This window comes from Olivibacter jilunii, assembly GCF_900607235.1.
Taxonomy (GTDB): domain Bacteria; phylum Bacteroidota; class Bacteroidia; order Sphingobacteriales; family Sphingobacteriaceae; genus Olivibacter; species Olivibacter oleidegradans.
In genome coordinates this window covers 98582-121624 of record NZ_LR027855.1, presented here as the reverse complement: position 1 = coordinate 121624, position 23043 = coordinate 98582, and the positions used below count along the sequence as shown (strand labels likewise).

The window sequence follows — 23043 nt, the reverse complement described above, 5'->3', positions numbered from 1 at the left end:
ATAACTAAATCGTCCTTTGGGCTCCTTTGTTTTTGTTAAAAAACTGACCGCTCGCAATGACACTTTTTTTAGGTGTTAACTACCTTTTAAACACTTTCTTACATTGTTTTACCGTCAACAATTATGCTTGTTTTGCAAGCTGTATATTGCTCACTAATTTGATGTCTTCACCAAGAGCAAGGCCTCCTGTTTCAGTTAGTGCATTGTAAGTAAGACCGAAGTCCTTACGGATAATTTTTCCGGTAATTTCAAAGCCCGCTTTGGTATTGCCGTAAGCATCTTTTTCAATCCCGCCAAATTCAGCTTTAAGCGTAACAGGTTTAGTTATTCCTTTCATCGTTAAGTCACCCATTAATTCAAATTCATCATCCCCAATCTTTCTCCAAGAAGTGGAGTTAAACGAAATTTCAGGATGGCTATCTGCATCAAAAAAATCACCGGTTCTTAAATGGTTATCGCGATCAGCATTTTTAGTGTCTATGCTTTTTACATCAATTCTAAAATTCGCTGTTACCTCTTCAAAACCATCTGTTGCTGTCGCTTGACCGTCAAATTGATTAAACGCACCGGTAACGGTGGAGATTACCAAATGTTTGATCTTGAACTGTACATCCGAATGTACAGGATCTACTACCCATGTTGTTGCCATATTTTTAAATTTTTAATACATTTCTGTCTTGATGAATCAAAGATAAATACTTTAATATTAAATTAATGTTTAAACATTTATTGTGAAATTGCTATGACGGTTTAGTCATTAGGTTTTAGGTGTTAGGCATTAGGCATTAGGTTTTAGGCTATAAGCAGTAAGCTTTATAGTAAGTTTTAAGGTATAAGCTATAAGCAGTAAGCTTTAAGCTATCGGAAATCAGCAATCAGCCCATGATAACGTTAGCTAATCATCCCATTGGCTAATTGGCTAATCATCACATCGGCTAATCATCCCATTGGCTAATTGGCTAATCATCACATCGGCTAATCATTCATTGGCTAATTGGCTAATCATCACATCAGCTAACCGACCGTAGGGAGCTCATGAATGCCTTTAAAGTGAACACGAATGAATAATTATCCCATTGACTAATAAACTACTTCCCTACTCCACTACTTAACTACTCCACTTCCCCCTCCCCAACTCTTCTTTAGAATAATTTTTAATAAGAATTGTATTTTCAGGTTTTAGTTCTTTTCTTTGCAGAAATTTAGATAAAGTCCAAATAAGAATGAGACCGCTCTCCTACCTAACTGTTTTATTTGTCACTATTCAATCCTTATTTCTACCATCAATTATTCAAGCACAACAGATTGCTAACCTAAAGGGGGTGGTGTTGACCGCTGACGGTAAAGGTGCTGAAGGCGTTTCCGTTACCTTAAAAGGTTTAAATCGTGGCGCATCGACCGATGTTGATGGACACTATGAGATCAAGCAAGTCCCTTTCGGCTCTTACACACTTCGCGTAACGGCCTTAGGATTGAATACCCAAGAGTTGCAAATTAAGGTGGACGACCTTGAAGTGGATGTACAGACGATCATCTTAACAGAAAGTGCCGCCACGCTCAGCGAGGTGGTGGTTAATGGTGTAGGCGCTAATCCGTATACGAGAAGAAAAAGCAATTTTGTCTCCAAACTACCGCTTAATAACCTCGAAAACCCCCAAGTTTATACGACGATTACCAAAGAAGTGCTGAGAGATCAAATAGTCACAAACTTTAACGATGCGTTAAAAAATAGCTCAGGATTAGATAAGCTATGGAGTTCGACCGGTAGAAGCGGCGATGGGGCCGCGTACTTCACCTTAAGGGGCTTTTCTACACAGCCAAATTTGATTAATGGAGTTGCTGCACTGACCAATGGCGATTTAGACCCCGCTAATATCGAGCAAATAGAGGTGGTCAAAGGGCCGTCGGGCACGTTATATGGTGGAGCACTGGTTAATTTCGGAGGTCTGATCAATATCGTTACTAAAAGACCCTTGGATACGGTAGGTGGAGAAGTTTCTTACACCATAGGCAATTATGCTCAACATCGGGCAACCTTAGATTTGTACGGTCCGCTCAATCAAAAAAAGAATCTATTAGGACGTGTAAATGCGGCATATCATAAGCAAAACAGTTTTCAGGATGCGGGGTTCAGGAAATCATTTTTCATCGCACCTTCACTGGAATATCGAGCTACTAGTCGATTGACTTTGAACTTAGATGCTGAATTATATCATTATGAAGGAACAAACCCGCTAATGATTTTTCTGAATAGAACACGACCTCTCCATGCAAATACACCGGACGAATTACAATTTGATTATAATCGGTCATATACACATGATGATGTAACGTTTAAAACCCCTACAATTAATCTAAGAGGACAAGCTTTGTATAAGATATCCGATCAATGGACATCTAGAACCCAAGTCAATTATAACCGAAGAAAAACCGATGGTTATTATCAGTATGTGATGTATACGGATGTTGATAATGAACGGTTAGGCACCATTGCAAACGACACGATATTGAGCCGTTATGTTACCAAACAAAACGCAGTAAGTGAAGTGATTAATATTCAGCAGAATTTTACGGGCGACTTTAAGATTGGTGGTTTACGGAATCGTTTGGTTTTTGGTTTAGACTACCTAAGACAGGTGAATAAAAATAATAATGCTCCTTATATTGTTTTTGATCGACTGAATTCGAGTATTGATGATCCAAATTACTACAATTACAATAAGGAGGCAATTGATGAGCGACTGGCCGCCAGTACCGGTTCTTATACCTACAATCGCGCCAGCAGTAATGTATACGGAGCTTACTTGTCTAACGTACTTAATATAACCGATCAGTTGATCGCCATGGCGAGTGTGCGCGTCGATCGCTTTCAGAGCGGTGGAACGGAGAACTTAAATACAGGTGTGGTAACGGGCGACTATGGACAGACGGCTGTTTCACCGAAATTTGGTGTCGTGTACCAAGTGATCCCTAACCAAATATCGATTTTTGCCAATTATATGAATGGCTTTCGGAATGTGGCTCCGGTTACGCAACCGCTCCCGGATATACCCAATACGTTTAAACCGCAGCAAGCTAATCAATGGGAAGGCGGCGTTAAATTGGATGTACTGGATAATCGATTGAGCTTTACTGCCAGTTACTATGATATATCCGTTAAAAATATTACGCGAACTGAATCAATCATCAGAGATGACACTACATACAACATCACCGTTCAGAATGGTACACAGTTGTCACGAGGCTTTGAATTGGACTTAACTGCACGTCCGGTAGAGGGCTTGAATATTATTTTCGGCTATAGTAATAATACCAGTAAAATTACCAATGCCGATGTGAATGTTAATGATCGCCGACCTGTTTCGGCAGGCCCCAAACATTTGCTTAATTACTGGGTTAGTTATCGTTTTCATCAAGGAGCAATTAAAGGGATTGGTTTAGGTTTCGGCGGCAATTCTGCCAGCGAGAATATTATTACCAACGATTTGCTGACCGGTACTTTTACTTTGCCGGGATATACGGTGTTGAATGCCTCTGTTTTTTATGATCATCCTAAATTTAGGATCGGATTAAAGATGGATAACTTGACTGATAAGGAATACTTTAAAGGGTGGACAACGATCGAACCGCAGATGCCGAGAAGCTTTTTGGCTAATTTAACGTATAAATTCTAAATATCGGGTTAATGGCACATGGTAAGACGAAAGCAAAGAAGAAAAAAGGAGCGATCAAAAAAATCGCTGCATTTCTGCATTTATGGCTCGGTTTGATTTCAGGCATCATTGTTTTTATTGTAGCCATTACGGGTTGTCTTTTTGTCTTCCAACATGAAATTAGCAACCTGATTCATCGCGACAAGTTTTATGTTGAAGTGCCGGAAAACGCAAAGGTGCTGCCCTTAAGTAGTTTACAAGCAACTGCTGACAAAGCGCTGGGCAAGTCGGCAACCTATATCACAAGCTATCGCGCACCGGAGAAAGCATGGGAGTTCATGTGTTATGAGGCGGGCAACCAACAAGCCCTCACCTTTTTCGGCGCCATTAACTGTTACGAATCCGTATTTATCAATCCCTACACCGGTGAGATTACCGGTCGTATTGATTACACCAGGGAATTTTTTACCATTGTGAAATATATCCATTGGAGTTTGCTGCTGAATACACCCTATGGTCAGCCAATCGTAGGATATGCTACACTCCTATTCGTCATTCTTTTAATAACAGGTTTAGTATTATGGTGGCCTAAAAATCTAAAAAAATCGAATGTCAATAAGAGCTTCAAGATCAAATGGAAAGCAGGATTTAAGCGCCTGAATTACGATTTACATAATGTGCCCGGTTTTTATGCCTTGCTAATTACACTGATTTTGGCATTAACAGGAATGGTTTGGGCCATGAAGTGGTTCGAAACGGCGGTTTATGTAAACGCTTCGCAATCAACCACACCACCGCCCTTTGTTACGAAACAGTCGGATACCACAGCAGTCGCCGTACTTTCCCCATTGGATGTTGCATTCGCTACGGCCAATAAGGAATTTGATAAAGGGTATGATCGTATTGGTTTATCACCGGCTTTCGGCAAAGAAGGTGTAATCTATGCAGCTGGTTATCGAGGCGCAGAGCTCTATTATAACACAGACGAAATACAACTAGATCAGTATACAGGGAAAAGACTTTATCGTCGTAATTACGCAGAGAAAAACAATGGTGAGAAGCTTATTGCTATGAATTACGATATTCATGTAGGCGCCATTTTAGGTTTACCCGGGAAAATCCTCGCTTTTATCGCTAGCCTAATTGCCGCTTCTTTACCGGTCACAGGCTTTATTATATGGTATGGCCGGAAGCGAAAAAGCAGGCCGGCCATACCACCAAAAGGAAAACGATTTACAGTACCAGCTGTAGACCTGCGGTAAAGCCTACATTCAGCGCTTGATAATCTTTGCTGTTCTGCTTGTCCCAAATTTTCATTTTAACCAGCTTTTTGCCATCCTCATTATCAGTATTGATGTAATTAATCGATGGACCGCCATATAGATATATATTAGGTCCTATTTTGATGGAAGGTAGAATACGTAAACCATTTTTATTAAAGTAATTGCCATCAAAATCAGTTAGCGTGATGGATGAGATTTCAGCAGCTAGCCTAAAGTTGGTTCGATTTAACAGATTCGCACCGATACCTCCTTCTACGCCGTAGCGAATGGCCTCATATTGCGGATTGAACCCAATTCCGAGGATTCCATATAAAATTTGGCCACCGGAGCGGAAGCTGGCAAAAGTCGACAGATCTTCATCTGTTCCAATGCGGATACTCTTTTCCCCATTTTTCACGATATTCACCAAGCCGAGGGTATAATCGCTGCTATCCGCGATATTCAGCACCCCGAATTGTATGCCCCTTACGTTTTTTGCTTTGTTGATGACCCCAGCTATTTGGACACCCTTTACGTTGTCAGCCTGATTGTAAAGTCCTGCCATCTGCACACCATCCATTTGCTTGCTCCTGTTGCTTACACCACTTGCTTGCAAGCCCTTGGTAGAAATCGCTGTATTGAGCACACCGCCCAATTGTAGATGAACATTTCCCCTACTTTGGTTGAACAAGCCCGCAAATTGATAACCCTTAGCTGCATCGCCTGCTAAATTGACGGCACCGGCTAACTGTACGCCATGGAGCGTGCCGGAAACCTGGTTGAATACACCGGAAGCTTGCAATCCGGAAGCATTGCCCTTAACAATTCCGGCAACACCATATAATGCGAACGCTTTCTCTCCACCAGATAGACCTGCTATAGCATGTAAGCTAATGGTGTTGCTATAATTGGCTGCTTTGCCACCATGGGTACTTAATGGATATATGATGCCTACGTGAGCAGGGCTATCTTCTTGAGCAGAGAGGTTAAAAGATCCTACTATTAATAAAGTAAGTGCCAGCAGGGTCTGTTTGTAGCTAAATAGTTTTCTTTCCATAAATCTTGTCATTATCTTCGTTTAACTAATGACAAGCTAGCTAGACTTCCCCCCTATTCTTTTTAGAAAAAAGCAACACCCAATTCAAGTCCTACCCACCATTTAAAGCGTTCTTTGTTTAGAAGGTATGGATATCCGGCCGAAGGAATGTCTTGTGCGTTTTCAATAACCTGTTTATTCTTGCTAAGGAAATTAATCGTTGGCGCAACGTACAATTTTGTTTTTTGACCTAAAGAATAATTGTAAAGGATATTCATCTTAGTCCAACTGCTCACGTTTTCATAGACTGATCGGTGTAATTGCTGGCTCAAAAGTTCTACCGCAAAATAATTATCTTGATTTCTTCTTCTAAACTCATGCCCCAATCCGAAGCCCGTAGCAAAAGTTTGCTCACCATTCCAGCTTCCGTAGCCCGCAGAAAGAATGCTGTATAAATTTGCGTTTCCACTTTTAAATGCCAGATTGGTATACAGGACCTCATTACTTGATACACTCAGTCGTTTCATTCCGTTTTTTGAAATATTAACCAATCCAATGCTGATTCCCGAAGAGGTATCAGCCATATTTATTAAACCAAATTGTAAGCCGTGGTTCGTTTTCGTCCTATTGAGAATTCCGGCAATTTGTACGCCCCTTAGTTCCTCAGCATAGTTCATTATGCCGGCCAATTGAACGCCATTTGCATGTTTTTTAACAAAGTTAAAGACGCCGGCGGCTTGAAAACCCTTTAAGCTATCAATAACCGTATTATAAATTCCGGAGAGTTGAACCCCCGACATATTACCCCCTACCATATTGACAGCACCCGCCGCCTGAACATATTTCACGTGATAGCGATCGATATTGAATATTCCAGCCAACTCTACGCCATTGACTCCCGCGGTGTAACCACCAATGAGATTAGCCGAGAACTTGTTGACGACCTGACCACTCATCATGCCATGTGAGCTTAAGCCGGGAGTTAGCGAAACCTGTACGGGGGTATAGGCGAAAAAGTTTCCCAGATTTAATGCATTTAGCTTTTGTTTAGAACTTAAAAATAAACGAGCGAGCGCGGTATTGGAGACAGATTCTTCCCCATCTCCCATATATCCATAATGCCCACTACTATTGATGTTTTTTCCTAGGTTGACGGTAGGCAAGAAAACGGTGGTGGTATCTTTGTAAAGTTCTTTGCTAACCGTTAAAATCATGGGATTTCCGTCCTTGGTTTTCAGCTTTAATTTAAAATAACCCTTTCTATCGGTCATCGTTCCCACGAGTAGCCGTTTTTCATAAACGCTGGCATTATGGATTCCTGCTCCGGTTTTTTCATCCACTACATAGCCTTTAATGGTATATATTTTTTTTCCTTCGCCCAATTCTTCAGGCATGAGCGTTAAACGAAATGGAGCCGGACGGATAATTAAATGATTCGGACTCTCTTGATATTCGTAACTATCACCCAGTAATGTATTGAGTGCCGTCTTTACGTCGCCATTGAAATGCTGGATGCTAACCAAACTGTCACTTCGGATAATGCCGCTGCTATAAGAAAAATGAAAGCCACCTTGCCTTCCGATATCTTCCAGTACGGTTACAAGTTTTTGTTGGCTCACATGAAGTTTAACCGGCTTAAAAAGATAGTTTTGACTAAAAGCGGTGAAACCCGCTAAAGACAATACGAATGTCAATAGCAGGCTTTTACAAGAATGCAATAATTGGTTCTCCAAGGGGATAGCGATTATGTTATATTATAACGTTTCTTTTTTTAATATAATTGTTTTACCATTTTTTTCCATTTCCAATCGTAATGTTTTACATAACGTATGCAAGATGCCGGGTAAAGAATCATTGTCAAAGGTAGTAGTTATTGGCAAATTGCCTGTGGCTATATTCTCCGGTACAATCCGCACTTGATAAACTTCGTTGAGTACTTCTACAAATCGCCACAAAGGGGTCCCGTCTAATTTAAACATCCTACTTCTGTAGTAGTCATACAGTTTATCGTGTTGCTTTTCCTGTTTAAGGCCCTTTTGTTCTACCATTGCAATGGCTTTTTCGTCTGGCTTTAATTTGATAATTACATCTTCTCGACTTACTTGAACAGCTCCGGTCTCCACAATAACCTCCGTCAATTTTCTGTTGCTTTTTACATTAAACGAAGTGCCCAGTACGTTGATCGTCAAATCTTTTACGGCTACATTGAAAGGGCGTTTCTTGTCGCTGGCCACATCAAAAAAAGCCTCCCCCGACATATATACTTTGCGTTGGCCGTTAAATAAATCTTCGGTATAGCTGAGTTTAGCATGACTGTTAAGTGTTACAACGGTTCCGTCCGGTAAAGTATCGGTTAGGGGCGTTTCATTAGCCGTCACCTCAATGCTATGCAAATACGGATGCTTTGGTGCTATAATGTAAAGGTAAATACCTGTCATTAAACCCATAACCGCTAGGATGCTTGCCGCTACCCTTAACCATCCCGTACCCTTACCTTGATATTCTTGAAGATGTGGTATTGAATCGCCCTCGTCGACATCTTCTGGGGGTCTTTCAAAGCGTTGATCTCTCAGCAGTTGAAACCTTTTCCATGCTATATCTTCGTCCATAGGTTGCTGCAACGCAAGCTGCTTGCTGGTATCCCAAATCAATTTGAATTGTTCAAACTTTTTCCGGTTGGCCTGGTCCTCTGCAAGCCAAGCTTGTACATCTTGATCTTCCTCAGGAGATGCTTCCTTAAGAAGGAATTTTATAAGTAATTCATCTTTCATTGCCCGAGAAATAATTTTAGTAAACAATAAACCATAAGCGGCAAATAATCAGCCAATTCCGTCCGTAATATTTTCAGTGCCTTTCCCATTTGATTCTCCACGGTCTTAATCGATATCTCTAGTCTGTCTGCGATCTCCTGATACTTTAACTCCTCAAAGCGACTCATCTGAAAAACTGTTCGACATTTTTCCGGTAATACGTTTAAGGCCTTTTGAAGTTCCCTTTTTAGTTCGTTTTCATGCAGCTGATTAGCAGTATGTTCGTAGGTGAAATCATTTACATAAGTAATATGATCTTGGTGTCTTTGTTTTACCTGCCAATGCTTAATGGTGTTCATGCAATCATTGTAAGTAGCTCGATATAGGTACGATTTTAGTGAGCTTCGTATGTCCAGATTCTCTCTTTTTTCCCAGAGTTTTAAAAAAAGTGATTGTACGATCTCCTCTGCTGCAACGGCATCTTTTAAAATTGTAAAAGCGTAAGCATGTAGACTATTGAAGTGCTGTTTAAAAACATTTTCGAAAATTTCTTCATTCCCCTGTTGCAACAGGTTAAGCGTGACGTTGTCGCTCTGCATATTTAATTGTGTTAGCATATAAGCTATATCAAGTCAAACTTAGATAAACTCGCTGTCATATACAATTCTTGCGCGTATCCTAGCACGTTTATCATTTTCTTCCTCTATTTTTTTATGAAATACCGATAACCTTCCTCATTCCGCTTCCCTTCTTTGCTACTATGACAACCGTTCCTTCATCTACCCCTATGGCTTCAATTATTTTTTTATTAGGGAAATAGTTGAGTGGTTGAGTAGAAAAGTAGTTTATTAGCCAATGTGATGATGAGCCAATTAGCCAATGTGATAATTATTCATTCGTGTTCACTTTAAAGGCATTCATGAGCTCCCTACGGTCGGTTAGCTGATGTGATGATGGGCTTTTGTGGGCTTAAAGCTTACTGCTTATAGCTTATACCTTAAGGCTTACTATAAAGCTTACTGCTTATAGCCTAATGCCTAATGCCTAAAAGCCTAAAGCCTAATTCACGCCTGCTTTGCTAAAAGTAATGGTATATGGGTTACATAAGCCATCCGCTCGGTAATGTCTGTTAAGAAGAGGCTTTCAAAAAAGTTTCTTTTCTTCTCAATATGGACGATTAACGAGATGTCATGCGACTTGGAGAACTCCAATATTTCCCTTACAATATCAATTTCGCTGATGGCATAGTACTTGGGATTGTATCGACTAATTTTTTCCTTTACAGCGGTAAAATTATGATTGTGCAAGGTTTGTAGCGGTATGCCTTCGCTTTCATGACTGAGCACGTAGAGTTCGAGGTGGTTATGGAAATGCAAAGGATTCAATAAATTGGTTATTGTTTGCGCCTGTTTAGGATCTTGCAGATCGATCACCGATGCGATTTTAGTGATAGGTGTAAGCTTTGCAGACTCGGGCACAATTAATAGGGGCCGGTTGACAGTTTTAGCGATCTTTATGGTATTGCTTCCTATTAGGGTTTGCTCAAGTTTACTTTTACCGGTTAAACCCATCACCACGTAGTCCACCTGATATTTGTTGATTAAATCATTGGTAAGCTCATCCAAATCACCTTCTTTTGCTAAGTAGGTCAATTCGGTGTCCGTATGTTTTAAAAATTTCAGTTCATTAACCAATCGCTTTAAATGCGTCATCGATTCCTCTTTGGTTTCGTGTGTTTTATTTACTACCAACGGACTGCTGGGAATTGATGTAATACTCGGCAACTTATTGAATAATAATATACGTGCGATTTTCAACTGCTTCGCTAAGATAGCAGCGTATTTCGCAGCATGTGTGGCTGCGTCAGAAAAATCCGTTAGTACTAAAAGCGTCTTCATAAAATTAAATTTAAACTCAAGCGCTAACACTTAAAGCAATATACTAATAAGCTAAGTTAATATGCAAGTCATCCGATTAAATTTCCGCAAAAGTATGATGAAAAAAACTCCGGTCAATCAGATACAAAAACTGTATTTTAGCTTCCATATCCGTTGAGGGCATGATAGATCGCTTTATTAAATTTGTGTTTTTTGGAAACATTTTTGTCGGTATTCTGGCCATCGCCTTATCGCTGGAAACCGCCGTTCAACTTGCCATTCCTTTTAATAATACAGCTTATTATCTGCTTTTGTTTTTTGCAACGATGGCATACTATACATATGCTTATATCAATGTAACAGTAAGCAGTAGACATAACAATCCGCGCACCCAATGGTATCAACAAAATATCCGATTTGCTAAAGGAAACTTAGGATTTTCCATTTTGATCAGCCTACTGCTTGCTTTAGGGCTGATTTGGCAAAACATACAGTCGTTGAGCTCCCTACATTGGATTTATTGGTTGATTCTTATTATTGTACTCGTTGCAATTATTTTATATTACGGACTTTTACCCCGATCATTTATGGCGCTGAATATTCGAAATTCGGGTTTATTGAAGGCCTTTATCATCGGATTCGTCTGGGCATGTTGCGTCAACCTTTTTCCTATTATTATGTTGAAAATACAGCACCCGCTAAATTCGGTCGATCCCTTTCTTGTGCTATGGCTTTTTGTTAAAACCTTTATGTTCTGTACGGTAAATGCCATCATGTTCGATATTAAAGATTATGCAGAGGATGCCAATAAGCAATTAAAAACGTTTGTCGTGAGATTTGGTCTTCGAAATACAATCTTTCAGCTATTAATTCCATTGCTATCCGTAGGTGTCCTATCCATGGTCATTTTCGGCTATTATAGGCATTTTAGCTTCATTCCTTTAGTGATCAATATTTTCCCTTTCGCCTTATCTTTGGTAGTGGCTTATTCTATGCATAAGCGGCATCGGATACTTTATTACCTAATTGTTATTGACGGTTTGTTACTGGTGAAAGCAATTTGCGGAATATTTGCCATGCAATTTGTGTAACAATACGATGAAGAATAACTATGATAATATTGCGCCCTTATATGATAGGTTAAGCCGATTGGTGTTCGGGCGGGCGCAGGTCAACGTTCAATTAGATCTGATACACAGCATTGCAGCGGATAGTCGTATTTTGATTGTTGGAGGTGGATCGGGATGGATACTGGAGGCGCTGGCCAAGTTACATCCCGAAGGTTTAACGATAACCTATGTGGAAATTTCAGAAAAAATGTTGCGAATGGCCCGAGATCGTAATTGTGCTAATAACAAGGTTGTATTTGTTGAGCAAGCCATTGAAGATTTTGAGGCACTTCAAAATTCTTATGATGTGATCATCACTTCCTTTTTGTTCGATAATTTTTTGCGACCAAAAGCGGAAAAAGTATTTGGTCATTTGACGAGATTACTGGCAAGCGAAGGCCTCTGGCTTTATGCTGATTTTTATCTTGATCCGAATAAGAAAAACGGCTGGAAAAAGGGAATGCTCAAACTTATGTATAAATTTTTTGGGTATCTGTGCCAAGTTGAAGCACGCAATCTCATCGATATGAGCCCCTATTTTCAGCGCAACCGGTATCAGATGCTTTTCTCTTCCCTACACTATGCCGGTTTTATAAAGGGTATTGTTTATAAGAAATCCAAAACTGGTCCCGAATAAATAGCTGTTGGTAGAATTAGTGCTTAAGTTGGTGTATTCTATTTCGCAATTCGGTAAATGTCTTTTATTTTAGTCCGGTTTCCATGCTGTGAATTAACATATTTTACATGATTTTTTCGTTGAGTTTAAAAAAAGAAGTTATAAAACAGATTGCTTGTTTCCTACTCGCACTCATCAGTGTCTTTACGGTACATGGCCAAAAGGCAATCACCTTGCAAGAGCGTGTCAATCCTACGTTGTCCCTTTCCGTGAGCGAACTACCCGACCGGATCTTATTTCAGGACATGCGTACAAAGGCTATAGTGAATGAATTATTGGTGCCTGGAAGAGGTGTAGGCGGTTTGTTGACCTTTTCGCCGGACGGACAGTTTTTGGTAGCCTCGGGGAATGACGGACAAACCACAATTTACGCACTAAGTAGAGATATCATACGCCAGCTTGCGCGGCTTCCTTTTAAAACGAAATTGGCTGCTTTTAGCCCTGTAAAAAAAGAATGCGTATTTGTTCATTCCGTGAAAACTTTTAATGCAAGAATGACCAAGTATGATACAAACACATGGAAAGCGATTGCGACTAGGAATATTGCATCCGACATTAATGCGGTCGGTATCAGTTACGATGGTAAGTTGATTGGATTTACAAACAATCGGCTTATCCAGTTATTAGATTACGAGTCGCTAACCAAAGTAAACGTTAACTGGGAAAAAGAAAAGCAACGCTTATTGATCTTCCATCCCAACAAGCAAGAAATAGCAAGTGTAACGGCAGAAAATAACATACAGATTCGCGATTTTCAAGATACCTTAATTCGGGAAATCAAAACAGGCTCATCAAAAATTACTTGGTTGGGTTACGATCGTGTCGGCGAAAATATAGTTAGCGTTGATGTGGACGGTCGCCTATCCATTTGGAATCCCGTTCAAAAAAACAAGGAGCAAGAACTATCAAATATTTTTACTCCTCCAGGTTTTACTAAAGATAATAATATACTCATAAAAAAAGAACAAGGTTGGACAACAGTTCCCATAGACATAGAAGCTTCACAGGAAATACATGATCGCTTGTCTTCTTCTAAAAACCATGAAGGGAAAAGGCTGAAATTTTTGCCACAACCCATCATTGGGTTCAAGCGAGAAGCAGGTTTTATTGTAGGTGCGGGCGCTACGATGATTTGGTACCCAAAGACCGGTCATGCTTCCCGATTTTCACAACCAACCATCTTTGCTCCAATTGTCAGTTACGGCTTCAATGGAAAGCAATTGGCAGTGGGCGCTTATATGGAAGCTTACTATAAAGAAAAGTGGTATTTTACGAACAATTTCTTGTTTACAAACAATGCAAAAAACTATTTTTTCGGCATTGGAAGAGAAAGCAACGATCGTCATAAAACGGCCTATGTTTCGGACAATTTTGTGTTAGAAGGATCGGTGAGCAGGATTTTATCCGATCAGTTCTTTGTAGGAATTAACTATAAATTGAGAAAAGATAATGAATTGGATTTTGAGGAAAAGCCCACGTCCAATTTTCACGGCGGCCAAGGAGGTTGGCTTTTTGGTATCGGTCCTACCCTACGCATGGACAAGCGAAATGATGTTCTATTTCCCACAAAGGGAAGTAGGTTAGAGATTAATTATTACTGGTTTAATCAAGAAATTATCAGCGATTATCAGTATCAGGAATTGAAATTTGATTATCGGAAATTTATACCTGTAGATTGGCTTGTACAAGGCGATGTATTAGCTTTCCAAGGAATGTTTAACGCAACGTGGGGAGGTGAAGCTCCTTTTTATCAGCTGCCTTATATAACCGCCGATAGAGCATTTAGGGGCGTTTGGCGAAATTTATATATCGCAGAGCAGGTGTTTAGTGTGCAAGCGGAGTATCGATCTTACTTTTCAAGCGCCGACCGTCGCTTTGGATATGCCATTTTCGCCGGTTTGGGAGATGGTGCAAAAAATTTCTTTAAAGATTACAAAGCCTCCATTAAGGCATTCTATGGTGTTGGCTTTAGGCAACAGCTTATTCCAAGATATCGATTGTATACCCGTGTCGATTTTGGTTTAACAAGTAAGGGCGATTTTGGCGCTTTTGCGGGCACCGGTGTTGCGTTCTAAAACGAAATTTTAAGGGAAGGATGATGCAGCAACTTAAAATATTGATTCACAAGCAGTGGAAACGTTTTGCTGTTCTTTCCCTGTTTGGTGTATTTTTATACTGTTTTGTTTTTTTTATTTCTTATGTGTCTAATCCGCAGGAGGCGGTATTTTACTTTGGTAGACGCTATGGTTTTGTTATAAATGCCATCCTTTTTATAACAGAAAATGTATTGTCGTACTTTTTTCTAATTTTTTATATTATACTTCCGGTTATTCGCGAAGGAAAATGGAAAAAACCAATCCTCTGTTTTATTATCCTCTACCTTATCAAATTTAGCTATGGATATTTTGATTCTTTGGAAACCAACTCCATGCATTCGGTTCGTCATATACAAGACTCCAAAACGCTCATTCCGGAAGATAGCTTTGCATGGTTTATGCTATGGTTCATTGTGTTTTCCATTTTTGATATACTCATTTGCATTGGCGCGTCTTTAACCATCGAGTGGTGGCATCGGAAAAGGCAGCAAATAGTTTTAGAAAAGCAAAGGGCACAGGCCGAATTGAGCGCTCTTAAACATCAGATTAATCCTCATTTTTTATTCAATTCCTTAAGTTTTATTTATTCAAAGAGTATTCGACTCGATGAAGATCTGGCCAAGGCTGTATTGTTGTTGTCTGATATTATGCGCTATGCTTTAACCGTAGAGGAAGATAAGGAAGGAAAGGTGGTGCTCGAAAAAGAGATTGTACACTTGCAGAACATTATTGAAATTAACCAGAAAAGACTCAATAGTCGACTGAATATTAAGTATGACGATCAGGTGAAGAATAAGCAACTCAAGATTATCCCGTTAGTTTTGATAACCTTGGTAGAAAATGCATTTAAGCATGGCGATTTGTTGGATGTTAAATATCCACTGGAAATCAACTTGTTAGAACAAGACCAACATTTCTTTTTCTCCATAAAAAATAAAAAGGGAGAAGGACGCAAGGAACTTTCGAATGGTATAGGCTTAAGTAATATCCGGCAGCGGTTACATTTAATCTATGGAGATAAACATCGCTTTGTAGTGCAGGAAGATAAAGCGACATTTTCCGTATTATTGCAAATTCCGATCGAACAATAGTTTTAGCCATGATAAAAGAAGATACCCGCCAAAGGATGAGCTGCTTTGTAATTGACGATGAAGAACACGCGATTGATCTTTTAACACATCATATCGGAAAAGTTCCATTTCTGGAGCTAGTTGGCTCGTCTACGGAGCCAGTGAGCGCTTTGTCGGCAATCAAAGCAAAGCCGGTTGATCTACTTTTTTTGGATGTGCAGATGCCCTACCTTACCGGAATAGAGTTACTTAACGTCCTAAATATGGATGTACAAGTTGTTCTCACAACAGCTTACACGGAGTATGCACTCACGGGCTATGAATTTGCTGTTGTTGATTATTTGCTTAAACCTATTTCCTTTGACCGATTTTTGCAGGCTGTTAATAAAGTTCAAAATCATCAAGATAACAAAAACGAAGTTGAACTACCAGGTAGTCCGTACCTCTTTATAAAAACAGATCGCAAAGGAAAACTATTTAAAATAGACGTAAGTAAGATTGTCATCATTGAAGGACTTAAAAACTATATTTCTATCTATTTAGATCATGGCGAACGAATCATTGCATTCATTACCATGAAGGAAATAGAAAAGCATTTAAGCAAAACGGCTTTTATGAGAATTCATAAGTCCTATATTATCGCACTAAAGCATGTTCGTGCGATAGAGGGAAACCAAATTAGGTTAGCTTATTATCCTCAAAGAAGTATTCCTATTGGAAACATCTTTAAGGACGCTTTTTCAGCTTGGCTAGATAAAAAGACCTTGTCTCGTTAATTTGTAGGGACTACGTCCAGTATATCAAGTATTTCCTGCCAATTATTAGCGCGAAGATGATGGGTTATACCGGCATTATGACCAGCGCTAAACAAAATGGGTTTTCCTTTGCAGAAATCCAGATTCTTACAATAGTCATCAATCATAAAGTCGGTATCAATAATACTTTTGTCTCCGCAAAAAATGATGTTGTGCCAGTGAATAAATGGAAAATGTTCAGCAAGCCATTCCTTCTTTTCAAATAGAGAAAGTGGAAATTCCATCGCGGCAGAAACAATGTAAACTTCATATCGCGTCTGAAGCCTCCTTACAGCTCCCACTGCTCCCGCCATTACCGGTATCGTTCTAAAAAAACCCGGTGTATAAAGGTATTTAAATATAGATCCGTTTGGCAAAGCTTCCGCCTCGGGGACATTATGGAAGATGTCCTTCGTTAAACGCTTTCCATATTCCTGCTCATAATAATGTAAATACTGACTTTCCGTGTCGGCTAAGACGCCATCCATGTCAATAGCAATTGATCGTTTTTTCATATATTGCAATTTAATGCAACAAAAATACATAATATTTGCAATTTATTGCAATATATTTTTATTAACTTTGCATTAAATTGCAAAAAGATGATCAAAGCAGAAAGGCAACAGCGATTAACGGAGCACATAAAGAACAAACAGTCGGCGCAACTGAAGGAGTTAAGTGAGTTACTAAATGTTTCGGAAGATACCGTGCGGAGAGATATCAAGGAGTTGTCCGACCTAGGAATTGTGAAAGCTGTGCGGGGAGGTGCCATTGCTCACTCGCCGGTTCCCCATCACTATCGCGATCGGGAACATTTACAACTGGAACAAAAGCGATTAATTGCTGAAAAAGCGTTAAATTTTATTGAGGATGGACAAGTAGTGTTTTTTGACGGGGGAACATCAAGTTTGGCGGTGGCCGCTGCCCTCCCCCCCGAGCGGAACATTGTTGTTGTTACAAACAGTTTTCCCATTGTCAACGCATTGGAGGATCACCCCTTAGCAGAAGTTATATTTTTAGGGGGGCGTTTAAATAAAGGTGCCTTTACGACTGTCGGTGCTGATACCGTAGATGCGATTCGTACGATTAAATCAGATCTGGCTTTTTTGGGAATTTGCAGCATTGATTTAGTAGCCGGGATCACTACGCGTGATTATGATGATTGTATTATCAAGCGAAATATTGTAGCCAATGCGAAATATGTAATAGCCTTGTCAACCGTTAATAAAATTGCTACGGCCGAACCTTTTTTCGTAGGACCGGTTCATTCGATCGATCTGATTTTGACCGATGCAGAACTCGACGCTACACTGCAAGCCGCGTTTAAAGATGAAGGCGTTTCTATACAGTAGAACCGATAGCGTATATAAAACGCTACAATAAATGTAATGAAGACTCTTTTGGGATCGGTCATGCCGAATTGATTCCATGACGTTTTATGGCCTATTTTAGATAAATCAATGCATTTTTATTGCTTTTTACCATTTTTTTTAAAAAAAACTGTGTTTTTAGCTCATTTAAAGCGATTTGGTACGAAAAATGTGGTTTGTAGCCCATTAGGGCAAGATCATCTTGTCGTCAAATTATCACTTAAATAAAAAATTACTACAATGGACAAATTTGGAAAGTTAAAAGAGCTTATTAGCTCAGTTGAAGTTGATGCCGACAAATTCTACAACAAAGGAAATGCAGCTGCCGGTACACGGGTACGTAAAGCAATGCAAGAGTTAAAGAATCTTGCCCAAGAGATTCGCAATGATGTTACCTCTATCAAAAATTCGGGTAAATAATCATTAAAAAATTATTACCTATGAAATACCGGAGCCCGAGGAAATCGGGCTTTTTTGTTTTAAGCATTAGGCTATAAGCTTTAGGCAGTGTCGACTATAAGGGCATTGGTACAAGGCCTGCCTACCGGCAGGCAGGCAAGTATCAGGATTTCCTATCCCGTGTCTTATGTCTTATATCCGATGTCTTTCATCTTATGTAGTACCAACGATTCAACAGCTCATCCACCACTAAAAACCCTACGATACTACTCATATCTCAAAGCTTCTATAGGGTCCAGTGCTGCGGCTTTTACCGCAGGATAATAACCAAAAAAGACACCGGTAATAACACAGACAAAGAATGAAATGACGATTGATGATTCGGAAATCAAGATCGGCCAATGAACGAGACTGGATATCGTGAAGGAGGCTATAATTCCAAGTATTGCTCCCATTACACCGCCTGTCATGCTAATAACGACGGCTTCCGTTAAAAACTGCCACAAAATATCCCGGCCACGAGCCCCTATTGACAGCCGTAATCCAATTTCCCGTGTACGTTCTGTAACCGATACATACATAATGTTCATGATACCAATTCCGCCAATGAGAAGTGAGATACCGGCTACTGCAGTCAATAAGGAGGTCATCATGCCGCTTGTTGAACTGAGCATTTGTATAAGTTCGGCCATGGTGCGTACTTCAAAATCATTTTCAGTACCTTCCCGAATACGGTGATTTTCTCTTAAGACGGTTGTGATATGTTCCATTGCTTGATTTGACAAAGCTTCGTTCGGTGTTGCTGCATAAATATTTTGAAGATAGGTTGTAGCCAAGATACGTTTCATGACGGTTGTATAAGGAGCAATGATGATATCATCCTGGTCCTGTCCGAAAGTATTTTGCCCTTTTGCATTAAGTACACCAATAATCTGAAAAGGAATTTTTCCAAAACGGATAATCTGGCCCACAGGATTCTCGTTTTCTTTGAACAAATTATCAACAACGGTTTGGCCTATTAAACAGACCTTGGCAGAAGCCTTCACTTGTTCTTCCGTAAAGTTTGATCCATCCTTTATACTTAATTGGCGTATCTGTAGGTAGTCGCTGGAAACACCTTGTAGCGATGTTGGCCAGTTATTGGCTCCCCGAATTGCCTGTCCGCTACTGGAAACACCAGGTGAAAGCGCGTTAATTTCACTTACCTCCTGCTTGATCTTGTTAACGTCGCTAAGGGTGAGCGATTGCACACTGGCTGCGCCTAGACGAACACCGCCCGGCATCGGACTGTTGTTGTAAGGCATAATCGTAATCATATTAGAACCCATGCTTGAGAAGGTATTCTGTATACTTTGTTTGGACCCTTCGCCAATAGACATCATGGTAATCACAGCGGCGACACCAATGATAATGCCCAGCATGGTAAGAAAGGCTCTCAGTTTATTCCTTTGAATCGCCCGGAGCGCTATGCGTAATAAATTGACGTAATTCATAAATTGAATTTTCTGCAAATGCGTTAATAATCATCATTTGTCGGTAAGGCAGCCAAGGCCTCTTTAGCGGAACGAATCGCCGTATTTGGTGTATCTCGTTGAATCTTTCCATCCCGCAATAGGATGGTTCGGCTGCTGAATGATGCAATGTCAGGTTCATGTGTGACGAATACAATGGTCTTTTGTTGCTCTTGATTCAACTCTTGCATCAAGGTCATAATTTCGTACGAGGTCCTCGTATCGAGATTTCCCGTTGCTTCATCTGCTAAGATCATCACAGGCTCATTCACTAAAGCTCGGGCAATAGCCACACGCTGTTGCTGCCCACCTGAAAGCTGGCTCGGCGTATGATCATACCGGTCTTGCAGTTTTACCATTTCCAGTGCATGCATCGCTTTTTCCTGCCGCTCTTTATGAGAAATGCCGGATTGGTACAATAAGGGTAGTTCCACATTTTCCAATGCCGACGTTCTAGGCAATAAATTGTAGGCCTGAAAAACGAAACCAATTTTATTGTTTCTCAATTTGGCTAATTCATCCCGATTTAAACTTTTAACATTAATTCCATCTAAAAAATACTCACCCGAACTCGCTTTGTCCAGGCAGCCTAAGATATTAAGCATGGTGGATTTACCCGAACCACTACTTCCCATGATCGTAACAAATTCACCCGTATTTACATCGAAGTTTACACCTTTCAAGGCACGTACCACCTGCGATCCGACGAGAAACTCTCTTTTCAGATCCTTAATATTTAATATCGCTGCCATTATCGTCTTCTCCTTGGTGTCGGCAAGAAAGGGTTTGACCCCATATTTTCCGGTGTACCTTGTCCGGTACTCACAATAGCTGTTATAATGCTATCTTTGGCGCCTACCCCTCCTTCTACCTGAACCTTTGTATTATCATTAATGCCTACTTTGATGGCCTGCCTAAACACTTGATTTCCTTTCAGTACCCATACGGCATTCTGGGCCGTATCGGCGGCTTGGTTTTCGATGAGTCGATACGGTGGTGTAACCTGCCCTGGTTCGATGGTGAGTTTCAGGGCACTGACAGGAACTGTAAGTACGTTGCTAGCTTCTTTTGTGTAGATCGTTACTGTAGCGGTCATACCTGGTTTTAACTTCATATCAGCATTACTGGTTTCAATAATCGTTGTGTACGTGACAACATTATTGGAGGTACTGGGTTGTAAACGAATTTCAGAAACTTTGCCTTCAAAAGTTTGATCGATATAGGCATCCACCGTAAAAGTAACACGATCACCCATTTGGACATCGCCAATATCGGCTTCGTCTACTTTGGCCTGTACTTGCATTTTGGTAATATCTTTGGCTAAACTGAATAAAGTAGGCGTATTAAAACTGGCGGCCACTGTTTGCCCAACGCTGACACTTCGATTAAGCACAACCCCATCAATTGGTGAATAGATTTTAGTAAAAGATAAATTCTGCTGCGCCGATCGCAACTGCGCCTTAATGCTGTTGACACTTGCCTGCGCCGTTTCATACGAATTAGTTGCCAGATCGTAAGTGGCCTTGCTGATCGCCCCTACTTGGAAAAGCTCCCGTTGGCGATTGAAATTGATTTGCTGATAATTAAAATTACTTTGCGCCTGCGCCAGCTGTCCCTTGATTTGATCAACCGTTGCCTGCATTAAGGTCGGATCTAGCTCCGCTAATAGTTGACCTTTTTTTACCTGCGCGTTGTAGTCGGTATAGATGCTGGCTATAATACCGGAAACCTGCGTTCCCACGGCTACCGTGTCAACCGGCTGAATAGTACCCGTTGAGGTAATGATGGATGCAATGGGGCCTTTTTCAGGCACTGTTGTTTCAAAAGCTACTCCGTTTTCCTTTTTCCTGCCGAAAAAGAAATAAAGTAAAACAGCGAGCATTAAAATCAGGATACCAATAATGATTATTTTTTTACGATTCATATATATAATTCAAGAGTTTGCACTTATTGTTGATTTTCCAAAAAATCGCCCTTGTAGAAATTGAATACATTGAGCGAAAGCATGGCACTATATTTTGCTTGCGTATATGCTTGTAATGCTTGTATGTATAGATTTTTTTGCTGTATATATTCTACTGTATTAGCCGATCCTACACGTAATTCTTCACCTGCTATCCGGTATGCTTCCTTATTATAATTTAACTGTTCGGCGGAGGCATCGTATTGACTATATGCATTCTGCGTGTTGATGTAAGCCTTTTCCACTGTTTGTGAAAGAATAGTTTTTGTATTCAACAGATCAAGCTCTGCTTGTTTAATGGCAATATTGGACTTTGCTACATTGGTTTGATTAACCTTTCTGCTGAACAAGGGGATGGTCGCAGTAATGCCGATTTGTTGATAGAAATTATTATCAAATTGCCTAAAGGTACCTATATTGGTGCCGTTGTTGTAATTGGTGCCTATCCCGCCATTCAGAGATATAACCGGCAAATAACCCGCTTTTGCCTTTTTGAGATCGAGCTTTGAATTTTCGATATTGAGTAAGCTATTCTTTATCTCGGGCCGCTTGTTTATTGCGTCCTGGATCACTTCATGTAACGAAGGAATGGCTGCAAGGGCAAAAGTCGTATCGGCTTTTACAATATCGAAAGCGCTGTCCACCGGAAGCTGAAGCAATTGTTTCAGGGTAATTTTATCTTGTCTTTCCGCATTCTTAGCACTGGTTAATGTATATTGATCAGAAGCTAGTTGCGCCTGCAATTGAATTAAATCTTTTTTCGCTGCCGCACCGGCCTTATACTGTTGATCCATTTGTTCAGTTTGCGCTTGGGATGTTTGTACCAGGTCCTGCGCATAAACAATGGTTTCTTTATCAAGCATAATGTTGGTATAAGCTTGAATAATCTGTAAGTATAAGTCGTTACCTGCCTCAGAAACGTCCAAATCAGCCATTTCAGTAGCTAATTGTGATTGGCGAATATCGGCTCTTAGGGTTCCCCCATTAAAAAGCGTTACGGAAGAGTTTAAACCCGCACTTCCATTTAAATTGATCGATTTACCGGTATCCCCCCAGGCTGTCCCGTAGTGAGTCGCATTCTGTGAAGCTGAGGCATTTAAATCGGGCAATACAGAAGCTTTGGCACTGATGAGGTTTTGATCCGCACTTTGTTTGGCCAAACGTAAATTATTGAGGGTTATATTATGTTGTTGGGCATAAGCCAAGCATTCTTTTAAAGACCATTGTTTGATATGCGTTTGTTCTTGCTGGGCATTACCAGCCAATGTGCACGATATGAGCGCGAAAAAACTCATATATTTTAACCATCTAATTGCCATATTTCATGTTTTGGAACGGCACAAAAAGACAAGCTTTACGAGATATAAAAAAGCTTTCTAGATTGAAAGGACGGTATGCTCGACAGAAAGTGTTATTTTGCAGATAAAACCAGCATTGTTAAATTGTGTTGTCTAAAAAGGCGTTAAAAGATGATTTT

General features: G+C 40.2%; 20 protein-coding genes. 9 read left to right on the top strand and 11 right to left on the bottom strand.

All coding sequences use genetic code 11. From position 1 onward, the window contains the following. Positions 1 to 121 precede the first annotated feature (121 nt). The gene (locus E0E36_RS21920; RefSeq protein WP_130857762.1) at positions 122 to 649 is read right to left on the bottom strand and encodes a YceI family protein; all 528 of its coding nucleotides are present in this window, start codon (positions 647 to 649) and stop codon (positions 122 to 124) included. A 574-nt stretch (positions 650 to 1223) separates the two neighbouring features. Between E0E36_RS21920 and E0E36_RS21915 the strand changes: the two genes are divergently transcribed. Both E0E36_RS21915 and E0E36_RS21910 read left to right on the top strand, forming a co-directional pair. Further along, a complete protein-coding gene (locus E0E36_RS21915; protein WP_130857761.1) occupies positions 1224 to 3674 on the top strand; it encodes a TonB-dependent receptor in 2451 nt (816 codons plus the stop codon). Positions 3675 to 3685: 11 nt separating this feature from the next. Continuing rightward, complete coding sequence (locus E0E36_RS21910) at positions 3686 to 4915, top strand: PepSY-associated TM helix domain-containing protein (RefSeq protein ID WP_130857760.1); 1230 nt, start codon at positions 3686 to 3688, stop codon at positions 4913 to 4915. On the opposite strand, the gene E0E36_RS21905 is transcribed toward E0E36_RS21910, so the two are convergent. The 5 genes from E0E36_RS21905 to E0E36_RS21885 all read right to left on the bottom strand — a co-directional run bounded on the left by E0E36_RS21905 (position 4887) and on the right by E0E36_RS21885 (position 10599). After that, positions 4887 to 5972 carry a hypothetical protein gene (locus tag E0E36_RS21905; RefSeq protein WP_130857759.1) on the bottom strand — a complete coding sequence of 362 codons (1086 nt, stop codon included), beginning with the start codon at positions 5970 to 5972 and terminating at the stop codon, positions 4887 to 4889. The genes E0E36_RS21910 and E0E36_RS21905 overlap by 29 nt on opposite strands. 62 nt (positions 5973 to 6034) lie before the next feature. Then, the gene (locus tag E0E36_RS21900) at positions 6035 to 7645 is read right to left on the bottom strand and encodes an LA_2272 family surface repeat-containing protein (protein ID WP_130857758.1); all 1611 of its coding nucleotides are present in this window, start codon (positions 7643 to 7645) and stop codon (positions 6035 to 6037) included. A gap of 60 nt (positions 7646 to 7705) precedes the next feature. Continuing rightward, complete coding sequence (locus E0E36_RS21895; protein WP_130857757.1) at positions 7706 to 8722, bottom strand: FecR domain-containing protein; 1017 nt, start codon at positions 8720 to 8722, stop codon at positions 7706 to 7708. Then, a complete protein-coding gene (locus E0E36_RS21890; protein WP_198140273.1) occupies positions 8719 to 9318 on the bottom strand; it encodes an RNA polymerase sigma-70 factor in 600 nt (199 codons plus the stop codon). The genes E0E36_RS21895 and E0E36_RS21890 overlap by 4 nt, the downstream gene beginning before the upstream one ends. Positions 9319 to 9765: 447 nt before the next feature. Continuing rightward, a complete protein-coding gene (locus tag E0E36_RS21885) occupies positions 9766 to 10599 on the bottom strand; it encodes a universal stress protein (protein ID WP_013666661.1) in 834 nt (277 codons plus the stop codon). A gap of 161 nt (positions 10600 to 10760) precedes the next feature. Here E0E36_RS21885 and E0E36_RS21880 point away from each other — a divergent pair, with 161 nt between their 5' ends. From E0E36_RS21880 to E0E36_RS21860, 5 genes are all read left to right on the top strand, one after another. Further along, positions 10761 to 11669, top strand: coding sequence for a UbiA family prenyltransferase (locus tag E0E36_RS21880; protein ID WP_013666662.1), 909 nt, complete (start codon positions 10761 to 10763; stop codon positions 11667 to 11669). 7 nt (positions 11670 to 11676) lie between these two features. After that, entirely contained in the window at positions 11677 to 12324 is a 648-nt protein-coding gene (locus E0E36_RS21875) for a class I SAM-dependent methyltransferase (RefSeq protein ID WP_130857756.1), read from the top strand. Positions 12325 to 12431: 107 nt separating this feature from the next. Then, positions 12432 to 14438 (top strand): BamA/TamA family outer membrane protein, encoded by a 2007-nt coding sequence (locus tag E0E36_RS21870; RefSeq protein WP_130857755.1) that lies wholly within the window; start codon positions 12432 to 12434, stop codon positions 14436 to 14438. A 20-nt stretch (positions 14439 to 14458) separates the two neighbouring features. After that, the gene (locus tag E0E36_RS21865) at positions 14459 to 15550 is read left to right on the top strand and encodes a sensor histidine kinase (protein ID WP_130857754.1); all 1092 of its coding nucleotides are present in this window, start codon (positions 14459 to 14461) and stop codon (positions 15548 to 15550) included. Positions 15551 to 15558: 8 nt separating this feature from the next. Further along, positions 15559 to 16305, top strand: coding sequence for a LytR/AlgR family response regulator transcription factor (locus tag E0E36_RS21860; protein ID WP_130857753.1), 747 nt, complete (start codon positions 15559 to 15561; stop codon positions 16303 to 16305). Here E0E36_RS21860 and E0E36_RS21855 read toward each other — a convergent pair. Beyond that, entirely contained in the window at positions 16302 to 16838 is a 537-nt protein-coding gene (locus E0E36_RS21855) for a 5' nucleotidase, NT5C type (RefSeq protein ID WP_242627365.1), read from the bottom strand. The genes E0E36_RS21860 and E0E36_RS21855 overlap by 4 nt on opposite strands. A gap of 87 nt (positions 16839 to 16925) precedes the next feature. Here E0E36_RS21855 and E0E36_RS21850 point away from each other — a divergent pair, with 87 nt between their 5' ends. Both E0E36_RS21850 and E0E36_RS21845 read left to right on the top strand, forming a co-directional pair. Next, the gene (locus tag E0E36_RS21850; protein ID WP_130857751.1) at positions 16926 to 17675 is read left to right on the top strand and encodes a DeoR/GlpR family DNA-binding transcription regulator; all 750 of its coding nucleotides are present in this window, start codon (positions 16926 to 16928) and stop codon (positions 17673 to 17675) included. Between the two features lie 258 nt (positions 17676 to 17933). Then, on the top strand, positions 17934 to 18113 hold the full coding sequence (locus E0E36_RS21845; protein ID WP_013666669.1) for a histone H1: 180 nt from the start codon (positions 17934 to 17936) through the stop codon (positions 18111 to 18113). 245 nt (positions 18114 to 18358) lie between these two features. On the opposite strand, the gene E0E36_RS21840 is transcribed toward E0E36_RS21845, so the two are convergent. Genes E0E36_RS21840 through E0E36_RS21825 form a run of 4 tightly spaced genes read right to left on the bottom strand, consistent with a single transcriptional unit; the run spans position 18359 to position 22885 of the window. Beyond that, positions 18359 to 19585, bottom strand: coding sequence for an ABC transporter permease (locus tag E0E36_RS21840; RefSeq protein WP_013666670.1), 1227 nt, complete (start codon positions 19583 to 19585; stop codon positions 18359 to 18361). 23 nt (positions 19586 to 19608) lie between these two features. Then, positions 19609 to 20355 (bottom strand): ABC transporter ATP-binding protein, encoded by a 747-nt coding sequence (locus tag E0E36_RS21835; protein ID WP_013666671.1) that lies wholly within the window; start codon positions 20353 to 20355, stop codon positions 19609 to 19611. After that, positions 20355 to 21527, bottom strand: coding sequence for an efflux RND transporter periplasmic adaptor subunit (locus E0E36_RS21830; protein ID WP_130857749.1), 1173 nt, complete (start codon positions 21525 to 21527; stop codon positions 20355 to 20357). Before E0E36_RS21830 ends, E0E36_RS21835 begins: the two co-directional genes overlap by 1 nt. A gap of 23 nt (positions 21528 to 21550) precedes the next feature. Further along, on the bottom strand, positions 21551 to 22885 hold the full coding sequence (locus tag E0E36_RS21825; protein ID WP_242627364.1) for a TolC family protein: 1335 nt from the start codon (positions 22883 to 22885) through the stop codon (positions 21551 to 21553). Positions 22886 to 23043 lie beyond the last annotated feature (158 nt).